Annotated in this window: 18 protein-coding genes; 3 read left to right on the top strand and 15 right to left on the bottom strand. The window is 70.2% G+C overall.

What is annotated here, in order from left to right; translation table 11 throughout:
* Positions 1–21 precede the first annotated feature (21 nt).
* Together ACFY0D_RS16040 and ACFY0D_RS16035 are read right to left on the bottom strand one after the other, a co-directional pair.
* Positions 22–2,445 carry a hypothetical protein gene (locus ACFY0D_RS16040; protein WP_390798908.1) on the bottom strand — a complete coding sequence of 808 codons (2,424 nt, stop codon included), beginning with the start codon at positions 2,443–2,445 and terminating at the stop codon, positions 22–24.
* Between the two features lie 83 nt (positions 2,446–2,528).
* Positions 2,529–3,548 (bottom strand): glycosyltransferase family 2 protein, encoded by a 1,020-nt coding sequence (locus ACFY0D_RS16035; RefSeq protein WP_390798907.1) that lies wholly within the window; start codon positions 3,546–3,548, stop codon positions 2,529–2,531.
* A 276-nt stretch (positions 3,549–3,824) separates the two neighbouring features.
* Here ACFY0D_RS16035 and ACFY0D_RS16030 point away from each other — a divergent pair, with 276 nt between their 5' ends.
* Positions 3,825–4,325 carry an NUDIX domain-containing protein gene (locus tag ACFY0D_RS16030; protein WP_390798906.1) on the top strand — a complete coding sequence of 167 codons (501 nt, stop codon included), beginning with the start codon at positions 3,825–3,827 and terminating at the stop codon, positions 4,323–4,325.
* A gap of 50 nt (positions 4,326–4,375) precedes the next feature.
* Positions 4,376–4,804, top strand: a complete 429-nt coding sequence (locus ACFY0D_RS16025; RefSeq protein WP_390798905.1) for a hypothetical protein — start codon at positions 4,376–4,378, stop codon at positions 4,802–4,804.
* A 15-nt stretch (positions 4,805–4,819) separates the two neighbouring features.
* On the opposite strand, the gene ACFY0D_RS16020 is transcribed toward ACFY0D_RS16025, so the two are convergent.
* From ACFY0D_RS16020 to ACFY0D_RS15965, 12 genes are all read right to left on the bottom strand, one after another.
* Complete coding sequence (locus ACFY0D_RS16020) at positions 4,820–5,206, bottom strand: SHOCT domain-containing protein (protein WP_390798904.1); 387 nt, start codon at positions 5,204–5,206, stop codon at positions 4,820–4,822.
* Between the two features lie 113 nt (positions 5,207–5,319).
* A complete protein-coding gene (locus ACFY0D_RS16015; protein WP_390798903.1) occupies positions 5,320–5,829 on the bottom strand; it encodes a methylated-DNA--[protein]-cysteine S-methyltransferase in 510 nt (169 codons plus the stop codon).
* Between the two features lie 12 nt (positions 5,830–5,841).
* Positions 5,842–7,326 carry an AlkA N-terminal domain-containing protein gene (locus ACFY0D_RS16010; RefSeq protein ID WP_390798902.1) on the bottom strand — a complete coding sequence of 495 codons (1,485 nt, stop codon included), beginning with the start codon at positions 7,324–7,326 and terminating at the stop codon, positions 5,842–5,844.
* A 586-nt stretch (positions 7,327–7,912) separates the two neighbouring features.
* Positions 7,913–8,773, bottom strand: a complete 861-nt coding sequence (pssA, locus tag ACFY0D_RS16005) for a CDP-diacylglycerol--serine O-phosphatidyltransferase (RefSeq protein ID WP_301364983.1) — start codon at positions 8,771–8,773, stop codon at positions 7,913–7,915.
* On the bottom strand, positions 8,760–9,416 hold the full coding sequence (locus ACFY0D_RS16000) for a phosphatidylserine decarboxylase (RefSeq protein ID WP_030010161.1): 657 nt from the start codon (positions 9,414–9,416) through the stop codon (positions 8,760–8,762). The genes pssA and ACFY0D_RS16000 overlap by 14 nt, the downstream gene beginning before the upstream one ends.
* 186 nt (positions 9,417–9,602) lie before the next feature.
* A complete protein-coding gene (locus tag ACFY0D_RS15995) occupies positions 9,603–10,808 on the bottom strand; it encodes an acyl-CoA dehydrogenase family protein (protein ID WP_189967951.1) in 1,206 nt (401 codons plus the stop codon).
* A gap of 2 nt (positions 10,809–10,810) precedes the next feature.
* Positions 10,811–11,323 carry a MaoC family dehydratase gene (locus ACFY0D_RS15990; protein ID WP_030010163.1) on the bottom strand — a complete coding sequence of 171 codons (513 nt, stop codon included), beginning with the start codon at positions 11,321–11,323 and terminating at the stop codon, positions 10,811–10,813.
* A 16-nt stretch (positions 11,324–11,339) separates the two neighbouring features.
* Complete coding sequence (locus ACFY0D_RS15985; RefSeq protein ID WP_390798901.1) at positions 11,340–12,314, bottom strand: HpcH/HpaI aldolase/citrate lyase family protein; 975 nt, start codon at positions 12,312–12,314, stop codon at positions 11,340–11,342.
* Entirely contained in the window at positions 12,311–14,392 is a 2,082-nt protein-coding gene (locus ACFY0D_RS15980) for a protein meaA (protein ID WP_390798900.1), read from the bottom strand. Before ACFY0D_RS15980 ends, ACFY0D_RS15985 begins: the two co-directional genes overlap by 4 nt.
* A gap of 31 nt (positions 14,393–14,423) precedes the next feature.
* Positions 14,424–15,761 carry a crotonyl-CoA carboxylase/reductase gene (gene ccrA / locus ACFY0D_RS15975; protein WP_053169246.1) on the bottom strand — a complete coding sequence of 446 codons (1,338 nt, stop codon included), beginning with the start codon at positions 15,759–15,761 and terminating at the stop codon, positions 14,424–14,426.
* Positions 15,762–16,176: 415 nt separating this feature from the next.
* The gene (locus ACFY0D_RS15970; RefSeq protein ID WP_301364974.1) at positions 16,177–16,989 is read right to left on the bottom strand and encodes a TetR family transcriptional regulator; all 813 of its coding nucleotides are present in this window, start codon (positions 16,987–16,989) and stop codon (positions 16,177–16,179) included.
* Positions 16,990–17,152: 163 nt separating this feature from the next.
* Positions 17,153–18,952: a 3-hydroxyacyl-CoA dehydrogenase family protein gene (locus tag ACFY0D_RS15965; RefSeq protein ID WP_382541337.1), complete on the bottom strand. Its 1,800-nt coding sequence runs from the start codon at positions 18,950–18,952 to the stop codon at positions 17,153–17,155.
* Positions 18,953–19,346: 394 nt separating this feature from the next.
* Between ACFY0D_RS15965 and ACFY0D_RS15960 the strand changes: the two genes are divergently transcribed.
* The gene (locus ACFY0D_RS15960) at positions 19,347–19,901 is read left to right on the top strand and encodes an adenylosuccinate lyase (RefSeq protein ID WP_390798899.1); all 555 of its coding nucleotides are present in this window, start codon (positions 19,347–19,349) and stop codon (positions 19,899–19,901) included.
* A gap of 10 nt (positions 19,902–19,911) precedes the next feature.
* Here ACFY0D_RS15960 and ACFY0D_RS15955 read toward each other — a convergent pair whose 3' ends face one another.
* The gene (locus tag ACFY0D_RS15955) at positions 19,912–20,331 is read right to left on the bottom strand and encodes a RidA family protein (RefSeq protein ID WP_390798898.1); all 420 of its coding nucleotides are present in this window, start codon (positions 20,329–20,331) and stop codon (positions 19,912–19,914) included.
* Positions 20,332–20,349: the final 18 nt, after the last annotated feature.

The following is a 20,349-nucleotide window of genomic DNA, read 5'->3' as shown; positions in this document are numbered from 1 at the left end:
CACCGGGGGGCCGGCGGCCCGTCAGGAGAGCTCGTACACCGCCATCCGGCCGTTGTCGTAGACCTTCTTCGCGAGTTCGGCCAGGAGCGGCGACTCGGCGCCCGACGGGCGGTGCGCCACCACATAGCGGACGTGGTGCCGGTCGTGGAGCCGGCCCAGGATCTCGGCCGTCGGCCGGTAGACGGCGTCCTCGTTGAGCCGGAACAGCTCCTGGTCCCAGAAGGGGCCGCCGTAGGCGGCCGAGCCGCCCGACAGCGCCATGGCGCGCGGCGCGTACGCCCAGCCCTCGATCAGTACCGAGCGCTCCGAGTACGCGCTGAGCCACTGCGAGCGGACGTTGTCGCACGACGCCCCGGCGGGCAGCGGGCCCTCCAGCTCCCAGCAGTGGCTGTTGGTCGCCAGCACGTCCGACGGCTCGCTGTGGGCACGGATCCACCGCGCCGCCTCCACCTGCGAGCCGGGCATGACCCAGGAGTACGACCACAGGGATTCCCGGGACTGCAGGACGTCGTGGAAGAGCCCCGGGGTGCCGGCCGTGAGGGCGGCGGTCAGCAGGACGATCGCGCCGCGGCCGCGCAGCGCGGGCCAGACCCGGCCGCCGAGCCGCCACAGGACCGCGCCGACCAGGGCGGCCAGGGCCAGCGCGCCGGCCAGGGCGAGCGCGGGCAGCAACACGGAGTAGGGGGTGGCCCGGCTCCGCTCGTCTCCGGCGAGCCGCAGGACGTAGGCCGACCAGCGGCCGGAGTAGTGGTAGATCCCGAACGTGAGCAGCGCCGAGAAGGCGACCACGCCGAAGGCGAGTGCGGCCTTGGCCCGTGCGCCGAGCGCGGCGCGTTCGAAGGTCTCGCAGAAGCCCCAGGCCGAGAGCACGGCCCCGAAGGGCAGCGCGGCGAGCGTGAAGTAGCTGGCGTTGTAGCCGTTGACGGCCAGGTAGGCACAGGGTCCCGCCACGGAAGCACCGAGCAGGAACCACTGGACGGGCTCCAGCCGGAAACGCCGCTTCGAGATCAGCGGGATCATGCCGAGCAGCTTCAGCTGGTGGTTGAGCACGAAGGCGACCAGGGTGCCCACGACCACGAGGGCCTGGAACGCCGGCGAGCGCAGGTGCCCCGGATCGGCCCAGTAGCCGCGGATGTTGCCGAACGGGATGACTTCGAGGCCGTAGCTCTCGAAGTTGAAGATGACGGCCGTCGCGAAGAGCTGGGCACCGCCGAGGATCGCGCCCAGCCCGACCACGTGCCACGGAATGCGCCGGGTGGTGATCAGCAGGACGAGGCCGGTCAGGGCCAGGCCGGCCAGGGTGACGGGCAGGGTGCTCGCCTTGGCCGCGGTCGAGGCCAGGGCGAACAGCGCGACGAGGACGTACACCCCGCGGCCGAAGAGCGGGGCCCGGTCGCGGCCCTCGCCGTCCGCGGCCGCCTCGCCGTCCTTGCGGCTGCGGCGCAGGGCGTCGCCGACGACCCCCATCAGCGCGATCAGCAACGGCTGGCTGTACGTCTGGGAGAGGCTCGACCAGGACATCAGCCGGACGGCGGGGGCGCCGAAGGTCCAGGTGGGAACGGGGTTGGGGTAGATCGCGGTGAACTCGGCGACCGCGAAGACCAGCAGCGCGGCCAGCGGTCCCGCCCAGGCCCTGCCGATGAGGCGCCGGGCCACCACGGCGGTGATCACCATGCCGAGCGCCGCCAGCGCGGGGACCATGAGCCTGGACTCGATCACCGCGAGGTCGAGGTGACCGACCATGTCGGTCATCGCCATGTGGGCGAAGGTGAACCAGTGGTAGTACAGGGGCTCGCCGGAAGCCTGGGGAAGGGTCAGCGGGACGTTCTGCTTCGCGTTCGCGGCGAGCGACAGCATGTACGGCATGTCGCCGAAGAGCCTGCTGTCCTCCTTGTCCGGGAGCACCGGGTAGAGGGACAGGAAGACCTGGTGGAAGTAGACGCTGCTGAGCATCACGGTTCCGGAGACCGACCAGGACCAGCCCAGCGAGGGGCTGGTGTACCCGCGCGGACGCCAGTGCCGGCGGAGCTTGGGTACGGCGGCGAAGGGGACCACCACGGCGAGCGGCCACGCGAGGGCGAACCCCTGGGCGCCGGCCCCGACGAGGACCGCCCAGGCGGCCAGTTCCAGCACGAGGCCGGTGACCGCACCGAAGGCGAGGTCCTCGACCAGCGAGTGCGGCCGCCGGCGCAGGGCCCGGAAGACCAGCGTGCCGGGGAGCATGACGCCCCAGAGCACGTAGAAGGTGTACCGGGCGATGTCGCCGACCGGGGTGTCCGAGGCCAGCAGCAGGGAGACCAGGAGAAGGTACGCGGCGGCCGCCGGCAGGAAGCGCCAGAAGGCGTGCGGTCCGGGCCGGCCGGTCGCGGAGGACGGGGACGAGCCGCTCAGCGGCCGCGCTCCGAGGTCGGTCCGCTCGGGCGTGGCGCTGCCAGTTGTACCCATGTGTCTTGTTCTTCCCTACCTGCTGTGCGTCGGCCGCCCCGGACGGGGGCGGCCGGGAGCGCCCCGGACCGGGGCGCCAGGGATCAGGCCGCGTACTCGGAGACCCGCTGACCGCGGTCGGCGGCCGCGGTGTCCTCGGCGGAGTCGTAGCCGACGAAGTAGGCGGGCCGGGCCTGGACGGCCGAGTAGATCCGGCCTATGTACTCGCCGAGCAGGCCCACACAGATGAGCTGGACACCGCCGATGAAGAGCATGCCGATGAACAGCGACGACCAGCCGGGCACGGTCGAGCCGAACGCGTACTGGAGCGTGGTGTAGATCGCCAGGCAGAAGCAGACGAGGAAGCTCAGCAGGCCGAGCCAGGTGGCGAGCCGCAGCGGGCTGGCGGAGAAGTTCGTGATGCTGTCGAGGGCCAGGCGGACCATCTTGGACAGCGGGTAGTGGGTGCTGCCGGCGACCCGCTCCTCGCGGACGTAGACGACCTCACCGCTGCTGAAGCCCAGCCACGGCACGAGCAGCCGGTAGACCGGCTGGTGCTCGGGCAGGGACTTGAGCGCGTCGACGGCGGCCCGGCTGAGCAGGCGGAAGTCGCCGGCCTGGTTGGGCATGTTCTTGCCGACGAGCTTGCGCATCAGCCAGTAGTAGACGCCGGCCGTGCGCCGCTTGAAGAAGGTGTCGGTGCCACGGTCGCCGCGGACGCCGTAGACGATGTCCAGGTTCTTCTCGCGGGCCAGCTCGTACATCTCGACGATCTTCTCCGGCGGGTCCTGGAGGTCGGCGTCGATGCTCACGACGTACGCGCCGTAGGCCCGGTGGATGCCCGCGGTCAGCGCGGCCTGGTGCCCGGAGTTGCGGGCGAAGCGCACGATGCGCAGCTCGGGCCACTCCTGGCGGATCTTCTGCATGATCATCGGAGTGGCATCGGTGCTGCCGTCGTCGATGCCGACCACCTCGTAGCTGATCCCCATGCCGTCCAGGATCGGGCGCAGACGCGCCACGGTCAGGGGCAGGGCCTCCTGCTCGTTGTAGATCGGGATCACGACGGACAGCACGGGTGCCGACCGGTCGGCTGCGTCGCGTGCCGGGGCTGCTGCGTTCTGCATGGAGGGGCTTGTCTTCAATCTCCGAGTGCGGAAGACCGCCGGCGGGTGCCTGACGATCTGACCTGCCGAGAGCAGGACGTCGGCAGTGGACACCAGGCCGACGACGCGGAGGCGCACCAGCTACCGGAGCCCTTGGTGCCACAGGGCAGAAGCAAGTGACCCGGGCGAGCGGCAACAATATCATCAGTAAAGCAATCATCATTTGGCCATCTTCGGTCCCCGAGGGGACCGAACACCCCGCACCGCCCGGCCACGACGCCTCGGTAGGGTTGCGGCGTGACCACCGCAGATGACTACGCCACGTACATCGCGAGCCTGCCCCGGGTGCTGGCCGGCGCGGCCGCCCTCTACCGGGACGCCGAGGGCCGGGTCCTGCTCGTCGAGCCCAATTACCGCGAGGGCTGGGCCCTGCCGGGCGGCACCGTCGAATCGGACCAGGACGAGTCGCCGCGCACCGCGGCCCGGCGCGAGAGCGCCGAGGAGATCGGCCTCGACCTCCCCCTCGGCCGTCTCCTCGCCGTCGACTGGGTGCTGGGCCCCGGCCGCCCGCCGCTGGTCGCCTACGTCTACGACGGCGGCGTACTCGACGAGGCCCAGCTCGCCTCCGTCACGCTGCAGGAGGAGGAACTGATCTCCTGGCGGCTGGTCGAGCCCGCCGAACTCACCGCCTACCTGCCCGAATCGCTCGGACTGCGCGTCCAGGAGGCGTACCGGACCGTGCAGTCGGGCGAGGGCACCGCGGAGCTGGAGAACGGCCGGCGCCCGGTCACCTCGTGACCGGGCGTGCCGTAACACCGGACTTACCCCGACCAGGACAGAATCAGCAGATGATCACGATGTACGCCTGGCCCAGCACCGCCGACGGGCCCGACGCCCTTCCCATGGTGCACTTCACCACCGACCAGCAGGCCGGTGGTGAGGTCACTCCGGAGGGGACCCCGGTCTGGCTCTTCGACACCGCGATACGCGAGGGCGGCTGGGCACAGTTCACCGATTTCGAGGGCTGGTCCGTCCCGGCCGCCGGCTGGCAGGCCTTCTACCGCCGCGAGGACGACCTCCTCGCCGTCACCGGACCCGGCTCCTGCGAGGGCTGGTACCAGGGCAACCTCGGCGCCGACGCCGACTGGGTGGCGGCCGCCACCACCCAGCAGAGCGTGGTCCTGCTCGCCGCCCCGGTCCAGCACCCCTCGCTGTACGGCTACGCCGTGGAGGCCGGAGCCGCCTTCGCGCTGCTCGTTCCGCTCCTCGTCGTCTGAGCCGGCCGGGTCGGGTCAGGCCAGGAGCTTGGCCTTGGCGCGGTCGAACTCCTCCTGCGTGATGTCGCCCTTGTCCTTGAGCGCGGAGAGCTTGTGCAGCTCGTCCGCGCTGCCGCCGGAGCCCGCTGTCTTCTGGACGTAGTCCCGGAAGGCGGCCTCGTTCTCCTGGACCTGCTTCAGGTCGCGCTCGCCCATGCTCTTGCCCCGTGCGATGAGGTAGACGAACACGCCCAGGAAGGGCAGCAGGAGTACGAAGATCAGCCATCCCGCCTTCCCCCAGCCGCCGAGGCTGTGGTCACGGAAGATATCCGTGATGATCTTGAAGAGCAGGAAGAACCACATGATCCACAGGAACAGGTACAGCATCGTCCAGAAGATGTTGAGAAGCGGATAGTCGTCCATGCCCGACTCCGATCATGTAGCGGTATTCCATTCATACAACCGCTTCAAAAACTCCGCATTTCGGAATGGGGCAGGGCCGGACCGGCCTTCGGGACCGTCCTTCAGGACAGAACTCAGGCCTGTTCTCCGGACTCGAAGGCCAGCAGCCGGACCTTGCGGTCGAGCCCGCCGCCGTAGCCGGTCATCCCGCCCGACGCGCCGATCACCCGGTGGCAGGGCACGATGATGCCGACCGGGTTCTTCCCGTTCGCCAGGCCCACCGCGCGCGAGGCGTTGGGCTTGCCCAGCCTCGCCGCGAGCTCCCCGTACGACCACGTCTCGCCGTACGGGATCCGCGCGAGCTGGCCCCAGACGCTGCGCTGGAAATCGGTGCCCTCCAGTCGCAGCGGGAGGTCGAACTCCGTGAGCTCCCCGGCGAAGTACGCGGTCAGCTGTCGCGCCACCTCGGGGAAGGGCTCCTCGGCGGCGGCCACCCGCTCCCCGAAGGACTCCTCGGCCGGCCGGTGGCGCTGCCCGGTCATGTAGAGGCCGCTGAGGACCCCGTCCGTGGCGACCAGGGTCAGCGGGCCGTAGGGGCTGTCGACGACGGTGTGCGTCTTGGTGCTGTTCATGGTGGATCGCATCGCTGGTGCTCCTCAGGCGGGCAGGTGGTTGATGGGGTGGGCGTCGGTGGCCCACAGGTACTGGACGGCGTACGCGCGCCAGGGCCGCCATGAGGCCGCCCGCGCGGTGAGCGCCGAGGGGGTGGACGGCAGCCCGAGCCCCTGCGCCGCCCGCCGGATCCCCAGATCGGACGGCAGGAAGGCGTCCGGGTCGCCGAGCGCCCGCATCGCGATCACCTCGGTGGTCCACGGGCCGAAGCCGGGCAGCGCCGCCAGCTGGGCCCGCGCCGCCTCCCAGTCGCTGTCGAGGCCGAGCGCCAGCGAGCCGTCGGCGAGCGCCGAGACCAGGGTGGTCAGCGTGGCGCGCCGGCTGCGCGGCAGGGCCAGCGCCTCCGGGTCCAGCCCGGCGAGCGCCTGCGGGGAGGGGAACAGGTGGGTCAGCCCGCCCAGCGGGTCCTCGACCGGCTCCCCGTGCGCGGCGACCAGCCGGGCCGCGTGCGTGCGCGCCGCCGCGGTGGAGACCTGCTGGCCCAGCACCGCCCGTACGGCGAACTCCGGCGCGTCGACCGTACGGGGCACCCGGCGCCCGGGGGCCTTGTCCACGAGCGGGGCCAGCAGCGGATCGGAGCGCAGCTGCTCGTCGACCGCCTCGGGGTCGGCGTCCAGGTCGAGCATCCAGCGGCAGCGGCTGATGGCGATGGTGAGGTCGCGCAGGTCGGTCAGGGCCAGCCGGCAGCCGATGTGGTCGGGCTGCGGGGTCAGGGCGACGACACCGGTGCCGTAGGGCAGGCGCAGGGTGCGGCGGTAGGCGCCGTCGCGCCACTCCTCGACCCCGGGGACGGCGGTCGCGGCGAGGTGCCCGAAGAGGTTGTCGGGGTTCAGCGGGGCCCGGAACGGCAGCCGCAGACTGATCGTCCCCGGGATCCGGGGCGGGGCGTTCCTGCTGCGGCCGGCCTTGACGGCCCGCTCCCGCAGCTCGCTCGGGGACAGGGCGAAGACCTCGCGGACCGTGTCGTTGAAGGTCCGGATGGAGGAGAACCCTGCGGCGAAGGCCACATCGCCCATCGGGAGCTCGGAGGTCTCGATGAGCAGCCGGGCGGTCTGGGCGCGCTGGGCCCGGGCCAGGGCCAGCGGACCGGCCCCGAGCTCGGCGTTCAGCTGCCGCTCGACCTGGCGGGCGGAGTAGCCCAGCCGCGTGGCCAGGCCCGGCACGCCCTCCCGGTCCACGACCCCGTCCTGGATCAGCCGCATCGCGCGCGCGACGGCGTCGGCGCGGGCGTTCCACTCGGGGGAACCGGGACTCGTATCGGGCCGGCAGCGCTTGCACGCACGGAACCCGGCCTGCTGGCAGGCGGCCGCGCTGGGCAGGAAGGTCATGTTCTCGACCTTCGGCGGCACGGCGGGGCAGCTGGGCCTGCAGTAGATCCGGGTGGTCAGGACGGCGGTGAAGAACCAGCCGTCGAAGCGGGCGTCCTTCGACTGCACGGCCCTTACGCAGCGCTCGGTGTCGGTGTGCATGGCTCTAGGATCCGGTGTCGCGGAACCGCCGGCTGGCGGTTTTCCGACATCAAGGCTAGCCGTGTCCCTGGCCGTGTCCCTGGCCGGGGGCTCGGCGGCGGGCCGGGCGGGGCCGGGTCCGGCGGCGGGGCGGGGGTCGTCCGGGGTAGGCATGATTTATGGCCCCACAGCGGAACGAGAACGTGCCCGGCGGTCCGGGCCAACAAATCACGTTTCACACCCCGGACAACCCCCACCCCACCACCGGCCCCGCCCCCGCCCTCGGGGGGCGGTACGGAGCCAGGAGCCGGGAACTGCAGGAGGGGGCGGCGGCGGGGCGGGGAGTGTCCGGGGTGTAAAACGTGATTTGTGGCCCATGCTCCGAGTCCTGTGCAACTCGCCCCGGGGGCCATAAATCATGCCTACCCCGGACACTCCCCGCCCCGCCGCCGACCCCGGCCCCACCCCGACCCCGGCCCCACCCCGACCCCGGCCCAGAACACGCCAGGCACGGCAGAAGGCCCCCCAGAACGGCAGAGGCCCCGGCCCCGGAAACGGCAGAAGGCCCCCGGATGCCGATGGCATCCGGGGGCCTTCTCCGGTACAGCTAGCGCAGCGTCGTGGCGCGGGCCTCGCGGCGGTTGTGCCGGAAGGTGTTGGCCTTCCGGGTCGTCGCGAAGAGCGGAATGGTCGCCGCCATCGCGATCTGCAGGGCGCAGCCGGTCTGGAGCAGCAGCTGACCGCCCGGGGCGTCGAACGCCCAGGCCGCCAGCAGCCCCATCGCGCTGACGATCCAGCAGAGCATCGCCACGGCGAGAACGCCCCGCGGCTTGGGGTACTCGACCCGGCTCACCATCAGCCAGGCCACCCCGATGATCGCCAGCAGCGTCGGGACGAACGGCAGCTCCAGCAGCACGATCGAGACGACCGTGAGCGCGCCGAAGGGGCTCGGCATGCCCTGGAACATGCCGTCCTTCATCGTCACGCAGCTGAATCTCGCGAGTCTGAGCACCACGGCGAGCAGCACGACGATCGCGGCCAGCGCCGACATCTTCTGGTGCGCGTCGACGGCGACCATGCCGTAGACGAGCACGAAGTAGGCCGGCGCGAGGCCGAAGCTGATCAGGTCGGACAGGTTGTCCAGCTCGGCACCCATCGGCGAGCTGCGCAGCTTGCGGGCCACGATGCCGTCGAAGAGGTCGAAGACCGCGGCGAGCAGCATCAGTATCACCGCCGTCGCGGCACTGTTACGGGCCATGCCCGACTCGCCACTGCCGGTGAGGTGCGGGATGAGGATTCCGGTGGTGGTGAAGTACACCGCCATGAATCCGCACGTCGCGTTACCGAGCGTGAGGGTGTCCGCTATCGACAGCCGCAGCGAGAGCGGCATGTCGTCCTCGGCGGACTCCTCCTCGGCAGGTTCGGGAACCCAGCCGGCGGCCGGAGTCTCAGGGTCAGTCACGGTCAATTCGTGTCACCCCCGCGGTGGTGGCCTGACCGACCTCGACCGCGACCTCGACGCCCTCGGGGAGGTAGATGTCGACGCGGGAGCCGAAGCGGATCAGACCGATGCGTTCGCCCTGCTCCACCTTGGTTCCGGCCGGCAGGTACGGGACGATGCGACGGGCGACGGCGCCGGCGATCTGCACCATCTCGATGTCACCGAGTTCGGTGTCGAAGTGCCAGACAACGCGCTCGTTGTTCTCGCTCTCCTTGTTGAACGCCGGGACGAATCCGCCGGGGATGTGCTCCACGGACGTCACCGTGCCCGCGAGGGGCGCGCGGTTGACGTGGACGTTCAGCGGGCTCATGAAGATCGCGACCCGGGTCCGTCCGTCCTTCCACGGCATGATGCTCTGCACCACACCGTCGGCGGGCGAGATGACACGGCCCTGAGCGATCTCACGCTCGGGGTCGCGGAAGAACCACAGCATGCCCGCGGCGAGCGCGGTGGCGGGCACGGCCGCCGCGGCCCAGCGTCCGGACTTGCGGGCCCGGGTGAGGCTGAGCGCCGCGGTGGCGACGGTCGGCAGAAGCCACGGCGATGCTCCGCGCGCGAGGCGTACGCCAAGGAGGCTGTCGCGAGGTGCAGAGGTTTGGCTGTGGGGCATGGATGACCTTCGTAGCGGGTGATTGCCGCGCCGTAAACGGGGGGACGGGACGGCGGCTTTACTGGAATGCTATCGGTTGCGCGCAACAACTGGGCAAGCCAGAAGCCGAGTCGATGACGGTCAGCCAGTTACTGCCAGTGATCCTTTCGCAACGAACCCATGGATGATTCGCTGCAAAAGGGACTTTCAGCCCTGAAGCCGGTACTCCTCAAGCAGGCGTCGCCCGATGATCATTTTCTGGATCTCGGCGGTACCTTCACCGATCAGCAGCATCGGGGCCTCCCGGTAGAGACGCTCGATCTCGTACTCCTTCGAGAACCCGTATCCACCGTGGATACGGAAGGCGTCCTCGACGACCTCCTTGCAGTACTCGGAGGCGAGGTACTTCGCCATCCCTGCTTCGAGGTCGTTTCGTTCCCCGGAGTCCTTTTTGCGTGCTGCATTCACCATCATCGCATGGGCGGCTTCGACCTTGGTAGCCATCTCGGCCAGCTTGAACTGAATCGCCTGGTGTTCTGCGATCGGCTTGCCGAAAGTGTGACGTTGCTGGGCATAGGAGACACCCAGCTCGAAAGCACGCTGAGCGACGCCGCAGCCACGCGCCGCCACGTTGACGCGGCCGACCTCGACCCCGTCCATCATTTGGTAAAACCCTCGGCCCGTCTGACCGCCGAGTACCCGATTGGCCGGAATGCGCAGTCCGTCCATGATGAGCTCGGTCGTGTCGACGCCCTTGTAGCCCATCTTGTCGATCTTGCCGGGGATGGTCAGGCCGGGGCGGACCTCACCGAAGCCGGGCTCCTTCTCGACGAGGAAGGTCGTCATCGACTTGTGGGGCGCGGTGCCCTCGGGGTGTCCTTCGTCACTCCGGACGAGAACGGCCACCAGGGTGGAGCTGCCGCCGTTCGTCAGCCACATCTTCTGGCCGTTCAGGACGTACTCGTCGCCGTCCTTCACCGCCTTGGAGGAGATGGCCGACACGTCGGAGCCCAGCGCCGGCTCGGACATCGAGAACGCGCCGCGCACCTCGCCCAGGGCCATGCGGGGGAGGAAGTGGTCCTTCTGCTCCTGCGTGCCGTGCTGCTTGAGCATGTACGCCACGATGAAGTGGGTGTTGATGATGCCCGAGACGGACATCCAGCCACGGGCGATCTCCTCGACGCACAGGGCGTAGGTGAGGAGCGACTCACCCAGGCCGCCGTACTCCTCCGGGATCATCAGGCCGAAGAGGCCGAGTTCCTTGAGGCCGTCGACGATCTGCTGCGGGTACTCGTCACGGTGTTCGAGCTCGGTCGCGACCGGGATGATCTCCTTGTCGACGAACTCCCGGACGGTCTTGAGGATCTCCCGCTGGACGTCGGTCAGCCCGGCGGTCTGGGCGAGTCGGGCCATGGCTACTTCCCCTGTTCCTTCAGCGTGGGGCGGCCGGGCTGCTCGCCGCCGCGCTCCTTGATGTACGTCTCGGTCGGGACCATCACCTTGCGCCGGAAGACGCAGACGAGGGTGCCGTCCTGCTTGTAGCCCTTGGTCTCCACGTAGACGATCCCGCGGTCGTTCTTCGACTTCGACGGGGTCTTGTCGAGGACCGTGGTCTCGCCGTAGATCGTGTCGCCGTGGAAGGTCGGCGCCACGTGCCGCAGGGACTCGATCTCCAGGTTGGCGATGGCCTTCCCGGAGACGTCCGGCACGGACATGCCGAGCAGCAGCGAGTAGATGTAGTTGCCCACGACCACGTTCTTGCCGAAGTCGGTCGTGTTCTCCGCGTAATTGCTGTCCATGTGGAGCGGGTGGTGATTCATGGTCAGCAGACAGAAGAGGTGGTCGTCGTACTCGGTGACCGTTTTTCCGGGCCAGTGCTTGTAGACCGCCCCGACCTCGAACTCTTCGTACGTGCGTCCGAACTGCATCGGGATCAGGGCCTTTCTAGTTGACGGGGGTCTCGAACTTGGTGGTGCGCTCCATGCCTGCGGCCCGGCCCTTGCCGGCGATGACCAGGGCCATCTTGCGGCTGGCCTCGTCGATCATCTCGTCGCCGAGCATCGCGGAGCCCTTCTTGCCGCCGGCCTCCGAGGTGCACCAGTCGTACGCGTCGAGGATCAGCTCGGCGTGGTCGTAGTCCTCCTGCGAGGGGGAGAAGACCTCGTTGGCCGCGTCGACCTGGCCCGGGTGCAGCACCCACTTGCCGTCGAAGCCCAGCGCGGCGGCCCGGCCGGCCACCTCGCGGTAGGCGTCCACGTCGCGGATCTGGAGGAAGGGACCGTCGATCGCCTGCAGGTTGTGCATGCGGGCCGCCATCAGGATCCGCATCAGGATGTAGTGGTAGGCGTCCGCCGGGTAGCCGGGCGGCTGCATGCCCACGACCAGGGACTTCATGTTGATCGAGGCCATGAAGTCGGCCGGGCCGAAGATGATGGTCTCCAGCCGCGGCGAGGCGGCGGCGATCTCGTCGACGTTCACCAGGCCCTTGGCGTTCTCGATCTGCGCCTCGATGCCGATCTTGCCGACCTCGAAGCCCATGGTCTTCTCGATCTGGGTCAGCAGCAGGTCCAGGGCCACGACCTGCTGGGCGTCCTGGACCTTCGGCAGCATGATGCAGTCGAGGTTCTGGCCGGCGCCCTCGACCACCGTGACGACGTCGCGGTAGGTCCAGTGCGTGGTCCAGTCGTTGACGCGCACGACACGGGTCTTGCCGGTCCAGTCGCCGTTGTTCAGCGCGTCCACGATGGTGTGGCGGGCGCCTTCCTTGGCGAGCGGCGCGCAGGCGTCCTCCAGGTCCAGGAAGACCTGGTCGGCCGGCAGGCCCTGGGCCTTCTCCAGGAACCGCGGGTTCGAGCCGGGCACCGCGAGGCAGGAGCGACGCGGGCGAAGGCGGTTCACCGGGTGGACAGGCGTGGTCATGCGGGGACCTCCGTGCTTGCAACGAATTCGTTGTCGATGTCGAGGGGGGCGAGCTTGTTTGCCTTGCGGATCTCGTCGACGATACGGCCGATGATCTCCGTGATGCCGAAGTCCTTGGGCGTGAAGACCGCGGCGACACCCGCGGCCTTCAGGGTCACGGCGTCGGCGTTGGGAATGATGCCCCCGACGATGACGGGGATGTCACCCGCCCCCGCCAGTCGCAGCCGTTCCAGGACGTCCGGGACCAGAGCGCTGTGCGAGCCGGACAGGATGGACAGTCCCACGCAGTGCACGTCCTCGGCCAGCGCCGCGGAGGAGATCTCCTCCGGCGTCAGCCTGATGCCCTGGTAGACCACCTCGAAGCCGGCGTCGCGGGCCCGGACGGCGATCTGCTCGGCGCCGTTGGAGTGCCCGTCCAGGCCGGGCTTGCCGACCAGCAGGCGCAGCCGGCCCGAGCCGAGCTCGTCGGCCGTACGGGACACCTTCTCGCGGACCTCGTGCATCGGCGTACCGGGCTCCGCGGTGACCGCGACCGGGGCCGAGGAGACTCCGGTGGGGGCGCGGAACTCGCCGAACACCTCGCGCAGGGCGCCGGCCCACTCGCCGGTGGTGACACCGGCGCGGGCGCACTCCAGCGTGGCCTCCATCAGGTTCTCGGTGCCCGCCGCGGCCTCCTTGAGGCGCTCCAGCGCCTGCTGGGTGGTGGGGAAGACGAAGGGATCGCCGTTCCCCTGGCGGTCCGAGGACTCCTGACGCTCCGCCCGCCAGCGGCCGATGCGCTCGACGGTCAGCGCCTCCGTTGCCGGGTCGACCGTCATGATGGCGCCGTCCAGGTCGGAGGTGAGCGGGTTCTCCTCGGTCTGCTGGAAGCAGTTGACACCGACGATCTTGTCCTCGCCGGCCTCGATCCGCGCCCGCCGCTCAGCGTGCGAGGAGACCAGCTCGCCCTTCAGGTACCCGGACTCGACGGCGGCCATGGCGCCGCCCATCTCCTGGATCCGGTCGATCTCGGCCAGGCAGTCGGCGACCAGGGAGTCGACTTTGGCCTCGATGACGTGGGATCCGGCGAAGATGTCGTCGTACTCCAGCAGGTCGCTCTCAAGCGCGAGGACCTGCTGGATGCGCAGCGACCACTGCTGGTCCCAGGGCCGGGGCAGACCCAGCGCCTCGTTCCAGGCGGGCAGCTGCACGGCGCGGGCGCGGGCGTCCTTGGAGAGGGTGACCGCGAGCATCTCCAGCACGATGCGCTGGACGTTGTTCTCCGGCTGGGCCTCGGTCAGCCCCAGGGAGTTGACCTGGACGCCGTAACGGAAGCGACGCTGCTTCGCGTTCTCGATGCCGTAGCGCTCGTGGGTGACCTTGTCCCAGATGCGGCCGAAGGCGCGCATCTTGCACATCTCCTCGATGAAGCGGACGCCCGCGTTCACGAAGAAGGAGATCCGGGCGACGACCTCGCCGAAGCGCTCCTGGGGCACCTGGCCCGAGTCGCGCACCGAGTCGAGGACCGCGATCGCCGTGGACATCGCGTACGAGATCTCCTGGACCGGGGTGGCCCCGGCCTCCTGGAGGTGGTACGAGCAGATGTTGATCGGGTTCCACTTGGGGATGTGGTTGACCGTGTACGCGATCATGTCCGTCGTCAGCCGCAGGGACGGCCCCGGCGGGAAGACGTGCGTCCCGCGCGAGAGGTACTCCTTGACGATGTCGTTCTGGGTGGTGCCCTGGAGCTGGGCGATGTCCGCGCCCTGCTCCTCGGCGGCCACCTGGTAGAGCGCCAGCAGCCACATGGCCGTGGCGTTGATCGTCATCGAGGTGTTCATCTGCTCCAGGGGTATGTCCTGGAACAGCCGCCGCATGTCGCCCAGATGGGAGACCGGGACCCCGACCCGGCCCACCTCGCCGCGGGCGAGGATGTGGTCGGGGTCGTATCCGGTCTGGGTCGGCAGGTCGAAGGCGACCGACAGACCCGTCTGGCCCTTGGCGAGGTTGCGGCGGTACAGCTCGTTGGACGCCTCGGCCGTGGAGTGGCCGGCGTACGTCCGCATGAGCCACGGACGGTCCTTCTGGCGCTCTGTCATCTCAGGCTGTCCCTTAGGCCTTTGAACGGTCTCAGACGTTACGGAAGCGGTTGATCGCGTCGAGGTGCGTCGCGCGCAGCTCGTGGTCGCGCACGCCCAGGCCCTCCTCGGGGGCCAGCGCGAGAACGCCGACCTTGCCCTGGTGGAGGTTGCGGTGGACGTCGTAGGCGGCCTGTCCGGTGTCCTCCAGGGAGTAGACCTTCGACAGGGTGGGGTGGATCTTGCCCTTGGCGACCAGGCGGTTCGCCTCCCACGCCTCGCGGTAGTTCGCGAAGTGCGAGCCGACGATCCTCTTGAGGGACATCCACAGGTAGCGGTTGTCGTACTCGTGGTTGTAGCCGGAGGTCGAGGCGCAGGTGACGATCGTGCCGCCCTTGCGGGTGACGTAGACGCTCGCGCCGAAGGTCTCGCGGCCCGGGTGCTCGAAGACGATGTCCACGTCCTCGCCGCCGGTCAGCTCGCGGATGCGCTTGCCGAAGCGCTTCCACTCCTTCGGGTCCTGGGTGTGCTCGTCCTTCCAGAACTTGTAGCCCTCGGCGTTGCGGTCGATGACCGCCTCGGCGCCCATGGCCCGGCAGATGTCCGCCTTCTCGGGGCTGGAGACCACACAGATCGGGTTGGCGCCGCCGGCGAGCGCGAACTGGGTCGCGTACGAGCCGAGGCCGCCGCTGGCGCCCCAGATCAGGACGTTGTCGCCCTGCTTCATGCCGGCGCCGTTGCGGGAGACCAGCTGGCGGTAGGCGGTGGAGTTGACCAGACCGGGGGAGGCGGCCTCCTCCCAGCTCAGGTGGTCGGGCTTCGGCATCAGCTGGTTGGACTTGACGAGGGCGATCTCCGCCAGGCCGCCGAAGTTGGTCTCGAAGCCCCAGATGCGCTGCTCGGGGTCGAGCATCGTGTCGTTGTGGCCGTCCGAGGACTCCAGCTCGACGGAGAGGCAGTGGGCGACGACCTCGTCGCCCGGCTTCCAGGCGTTGACGCCCGGGCCGGTGCGCAGCACGACGCCCGCGAGGTCGGAGCCGATGATGTGGTACGGCAGGTCGTGGCGCTTGGTCAGCTCCGACAGGCGCCCGTAGCGCTCCAGGAAGCTGAAGGTGGACACCGGCTCGAAGATCGAGGTCCACACGGAGTTGTAGTTGACCGAGGAGGCCATGACGGCGACCAGGGCCTCGCCCGGGCCCAGCTCCGGCACCGGGACGTTGTCCAGGTGAAGGGACTTGCGCGGGTCCTTCTCGCGTGTCGTCAGCCCCGCGAACATTTCCGCCTCGTCCTTGTGCACGGTGATCGCGCGGTACGAGTCGGGCAGCGGCAGGGCCGCGAAGTCTGCGGCGGTGGCGGACTGCGACTGAATCGCGTCCAGGATGTCCTTCACGGTAGAGCCTCCGGCTAGCGCTGATGAGGGTGCGCTGAGGGGAACGGGGGTGCGTGGTGCAGGTGTGGTGTGCCGTCGGTCCGGCTGGTGCGGTGAAGCTGGGCGACGCCCGTGGTGAGGCGTGCGGTGCCTGGTGACGCAGGCGATCCGGGGCGCGTTCCATACCGGGTGGGCGTGGGTCGCGGGGACATCCGGACGACTTCAACGTATGGCACCCCGTGTCACCCGGCAAGGCACCGCGTGCCAAAACTTTCTCTCATTTGCCGATTGACCTGCACCGATGAGCGATGATCGATCAGAGTTACCCGCGAGTAGGGGCAAGCCGGACATACGAAAGCGGCCGCCCCCGGATCGGGAGCGGCCGCTGTGACCGGGAGCACCCCCGGCGGTATCCGGGGGAGTGACGTCTGCTTGGCTACTTGGCGCGCAGGGCTTCTTCGATGGTCCGCATGACCTCGTCCAGCGGGGCATCCGTGCGGGCCACCGCCACCAGCACCTCGCCCTGCGTACGGACGGCCGCCGGCGCGGCCGGAGCCGTGCTCAGGGTGCGGCCCGCGCCGATGCCCGAACCGAAGGTCTTCCGGACGATCGAGAAGGCGTGGTCGAGCTGCGCCTCCACGTCCCCCTGGCCGCCCGCGCGCAGCCAGCGCCGCAGCACGTGGTTGTGGGCGGTCACCACCGCCGAGGCGGCCACCTCGGCCAGCAGTGGGTCGTCGTTGCCGTCGTGGTGGTCGTGCTCGTCGAAATGGGCCAGCAGGTAGCGGGTGAACAGCCGCTCGTACCGGGCCACCGAGGCGATCTCCCGCTCCCGCAGCGCCGGCACCTCACGGGTCAGCCGGTAGCGCTCCACCGACACCGCCGGCGAGGCGGCGTACATCTTCATGACTTCCTTGATCCCGCGGCACACCGTGTCGAGCGGGTGCTCGTGCGCCGGGGCCACGTCCAGGACGGCCTCGGCGCGGGTCAGGGTGTCGTCGTGGTCCGGGAAGATCGCCTCTTCCTTGGACCGGAAGTGCCGGAAGAAGGTCCGCCGCGCCACCCCGGCGGTCGCGGCGATCTCGTCGACCGTCGTCGCCTCGTACCCCTTGGTCGCGAAGAGCTCCATGGCCGCGGCGGCGAGCTCGCGGCGCATCTTGAGCCTTTGAGCGGCCGCCTTGGTGCCGGCCGGGCTCTCCGGGGTGTCGGAGGACGCGGCGGCGCGAGGCGAGGTCTTGGCGGGCTGGGACATAGACCGAAAGTACTTCATTCGAGCAGGGGAGCGCGCCTGCGGGGGGTGGGAGAGGGGTGGATGCGGGGGAGAGCCCGCACTGGGCTCGTGAGGGTTGGCCCGCCGTGAGGGTCCGGCGGGCCCGAGCAGCCCTCCCCACGCATCCGGCTCGTGGCCCGACGGATTACCGGCGGGCGGCGTACTCACGGAATCCGCGGCCGGTCTTCCGGCCCAGGCAGCCCGCCGCCACCAGGTGCTCCAGCAGCGGGGACGGGGCCAGACCCGGGTCGCGGAACTCCTTGTGCAGGACCTTCTCGATGGCCAGCGAGACATCCAGGCCGACCACGTCGAGGAGCTCGAACGGGCCCATCGGGTAGCCGCCGCCCAGCTTCATCGCCGCGTCGATCTGGTCGATGTCGGCGTAGTGCTGCTCGACCATCTTGATCGCGTTGTTGAGGTACGGGAACAGCAGCGCGTTCACGATGAAGCCGGCCCGGTCGCCGCAGTCCACCGGGTGCTTGCGCACCTTGAGACAGATCTCGCGGACCGTGGCGTGGACGTCGTCGGCGGTCAGGACGGTCCGGACCACCTCGACCAGCTTCATCGCCGGGGCCGGGTTGAAGAAGTGCATGCCGATCACGTCCTGCGGACGCGAGGTCACGCGGGCGACCGCGATCACCGGCAGCGAGGAGGTGGTGGTGGCCAGCACCGCACCCGGCTTGCAGACCTTGTCCAGGGCCGCGAACAGCTCCTGCTTGACCGCCAGGTCCTCGGCGACGGCCTCCACGGCCAGGTCCACCTCGGCGAAGGCGTCCAGCGAGCCGGCCGGGGTGATCCGGTCCAGGGTCTGGGCCGCACCCTCCTCGGTCAGGCGGCCCTTGGACACCGCACGGCCCAAGGACTTCCCGATCGCGGCCTTGGCGGCCTCGGCCTTCTCCTGGCTGCGGGCGGCGAGCACCACGCTGTAACCGGCCTGCGCGAAGACCTGGGCGATCCCGCTCGCCATGGTCCCCGAGCCGGCCACGCCGACCGAGCTGACGGGACGGCCGCTGCCGACCAGGGACCCGTCGAGCGGGGTCTGCAGGTCGCGGACGATCACCGAGCTGCCCGGCGCCTCGTACGTGTAGAAGCCGCGGCCGGACTTCTGCCCGGTCAGGCCCGCCTCGGCCAGCTGGCCCAGGATCGGGGCCGGGGCGTGCAGACGGTCGCCGGAGGAGGCGTACATGGCCTCCAGGACGGTACGGGCGGTGTCCACGCCGATCAGGTCGAGCAGCGCGAGCGGGCCCATGGGCAGCCCGCAGCCCAGCCGCATCGCCGCGTCGATGTCCTCGCGGGAGGCGTACCGCGCCTCGTACATGGCGGCGGCCTGGTTGAGGTAGCCGAAGAGCAGGCCGTCGGCGACGAAGCCGGGCCGGTCGCCGACCGGAACGGGCTCCTTGCCGAGCTCGCGGGCCAGTTCGGTGACCGCCTCGACGGCCGGCGGGGCGGTCAGGACGCAGGAGACGATCTCGACCAGCTTCATCGCCGGGGCCGGGTTGAAGAAGTGCAGGCCCAGCACGCGCTCGGGGCGCAGGGACTCGGCGGCCATGCGCGTCACCGACAGGGCGTTGGTGCCGGTGGCCAGGATGGTGTCCGGCCGCACGACCGCGTCGAGCTCGCGGAACACCTGCTGCTTGATCTCGTACGACTCGGGGACGACCTCGATGACCAGATCGGCCTCGGCGGCGGCGCCCAGGTCGGTGAAGGTGCGGAAGCGGGCGAGCACGTCGGCCCGCTCCTGCTCGGTGAGCCGTTCCCGGGCGACGGAGCGCGCGGTGGCGGCGGCGAGGGCGGTCGCGGCCCGGTGGGCGGCGGCCTCGCTGATGTCGATGCCGATGACCTCGCGGCCGGCCCGGGCGAGGACCTCGGCGATGCCGGTGCCCATCGTGCCGAGGCCGACGACGGCGATGGTCTGGAGGGTGGACTGACTGGACTGACGGTCCATCGAGGGACTCCAGTGGAAGAGGGTGACGACTGAGGGGCGCGCGGCGCACGGCGCGCGCGGATGCCGTACGGAAGAGCCGTGCGGTGAAGGACCCGGGGTGAGGGGGCCCGAGGAGAGGAGCCCGCGGGGAGCGAGTCCCCGGGGCGGAAACGGCGGAACCCTGTCCCGGGGTCACACCGTGAAGAAACGAACCGACCGTCACGAGGCGGCTGCGTCACCAGGCCGCCCTCGTACGTGTTGCAACGACAGTAACCCGCCGGTAACTGGTCCGCCAGAGCGCGGAGATGTGACCTGTACCGCCCAAATGTACCGATCATCGATCATCGATCAACCGGCTGTCTCTGATGTCCCGAAACCCGGCACGGCGACCGCTGTGTCCCCCTAGGGTGGCCGGGTGAACGACGTGCTGGAGCGCCTGCGGGCGGAGGCGGGATCCTCACCCGAGTACGAGGTGCTGCTCACGGCCGCCCCCGACGGCCTGGCCGCCTCCCTGACCTCGGCCGGGCTGCCCCTGTGGGCCCGCGAACTGGCCGCGTACCGTCTGGGCCTCGCGGGAGACCGCCGCGCCTTCGAATCCCTCGTCCTGCTCCTCAACCACCGGGACCCGGCCCGCTGCGCCGCCGCCGCGGAGGCGCTGGCCGTCCTGGACGACCCGCGCACCGCCCGCGCGGCGGCGGCCCTCGCCACCAACGGCCTGCGCACGGCCTACGCCCTGCAGCCCGTGCGGCTGCTCACCGCCCTGCGCGCCCCCGAGTCCGTACCGGCCCTGACGGCCACCCTGGCGCGGCTGCTGTCCCCGCACGACCCGTACTGGCGGGTGGCCCTGGCCTGCGTCGAGGGGCTCGGCGCCCTCGCCGACCCCCGCGCCCGCGAAGTGCTCACCCGCGCCCAGTCCCACCCCCGGCTGGCGGTGGCGGCGACGGCCGCGCTGCGCAACCTGGGCCGGTGATCGCGGCCCGCTATCCGGCGGTGACCGCGAAGGCCTCTATCTCGACCATGAGTTCGGGCCGGAACAGCGCCGAGACCTGCACAGCCGAGGAGGCCGGGAGGCGGTCGGCCGGGATCACCGCGTCCCGGGCCTCCCGTACCGCCGGGAGGTAGGCGACGTCCGTGACGAAGTAGGTGAGCTTCACGACGTCGTCGAAGGTCGCCCCGGCCGCCGCCAGGCACCGGCGCAGGTTCTCGAACACCTGCCGGGCCTGGGCGGCCGGGTCCCCCTCGCCCACGACCTCGCCCCGCTCGTCGAGCGCGCACTGTCCGGACACGGCGACGAAGCGCCCCGTACCCAGGACGACGTGGCTGTAGTGGGGGCTCGGGGCGACTCCTTCCGGCGCGGCGATACGGGTGAGAGGGCTGCTGTGCGACGGTGTCGTGGTCATGGGCACGATCTTGCCCGG

It is taken from the genome of Streptomyces sp. NPDC001502, from assembly GCF_042894785.1.
In the GTDB taxonomy this organism is placed as follows: domain Bacteria; phylum Actinomycetota; class Actinomycetes; order Streptomycetales; family Streptomycetaceae; genus Streptomyces; species Streptomyces kutzneri.
The sequence above is the reverse complement of the archived record's forward strand: the minus strand, read 5'-3'. Positions and strand labels throughout refer to the sequence as shown.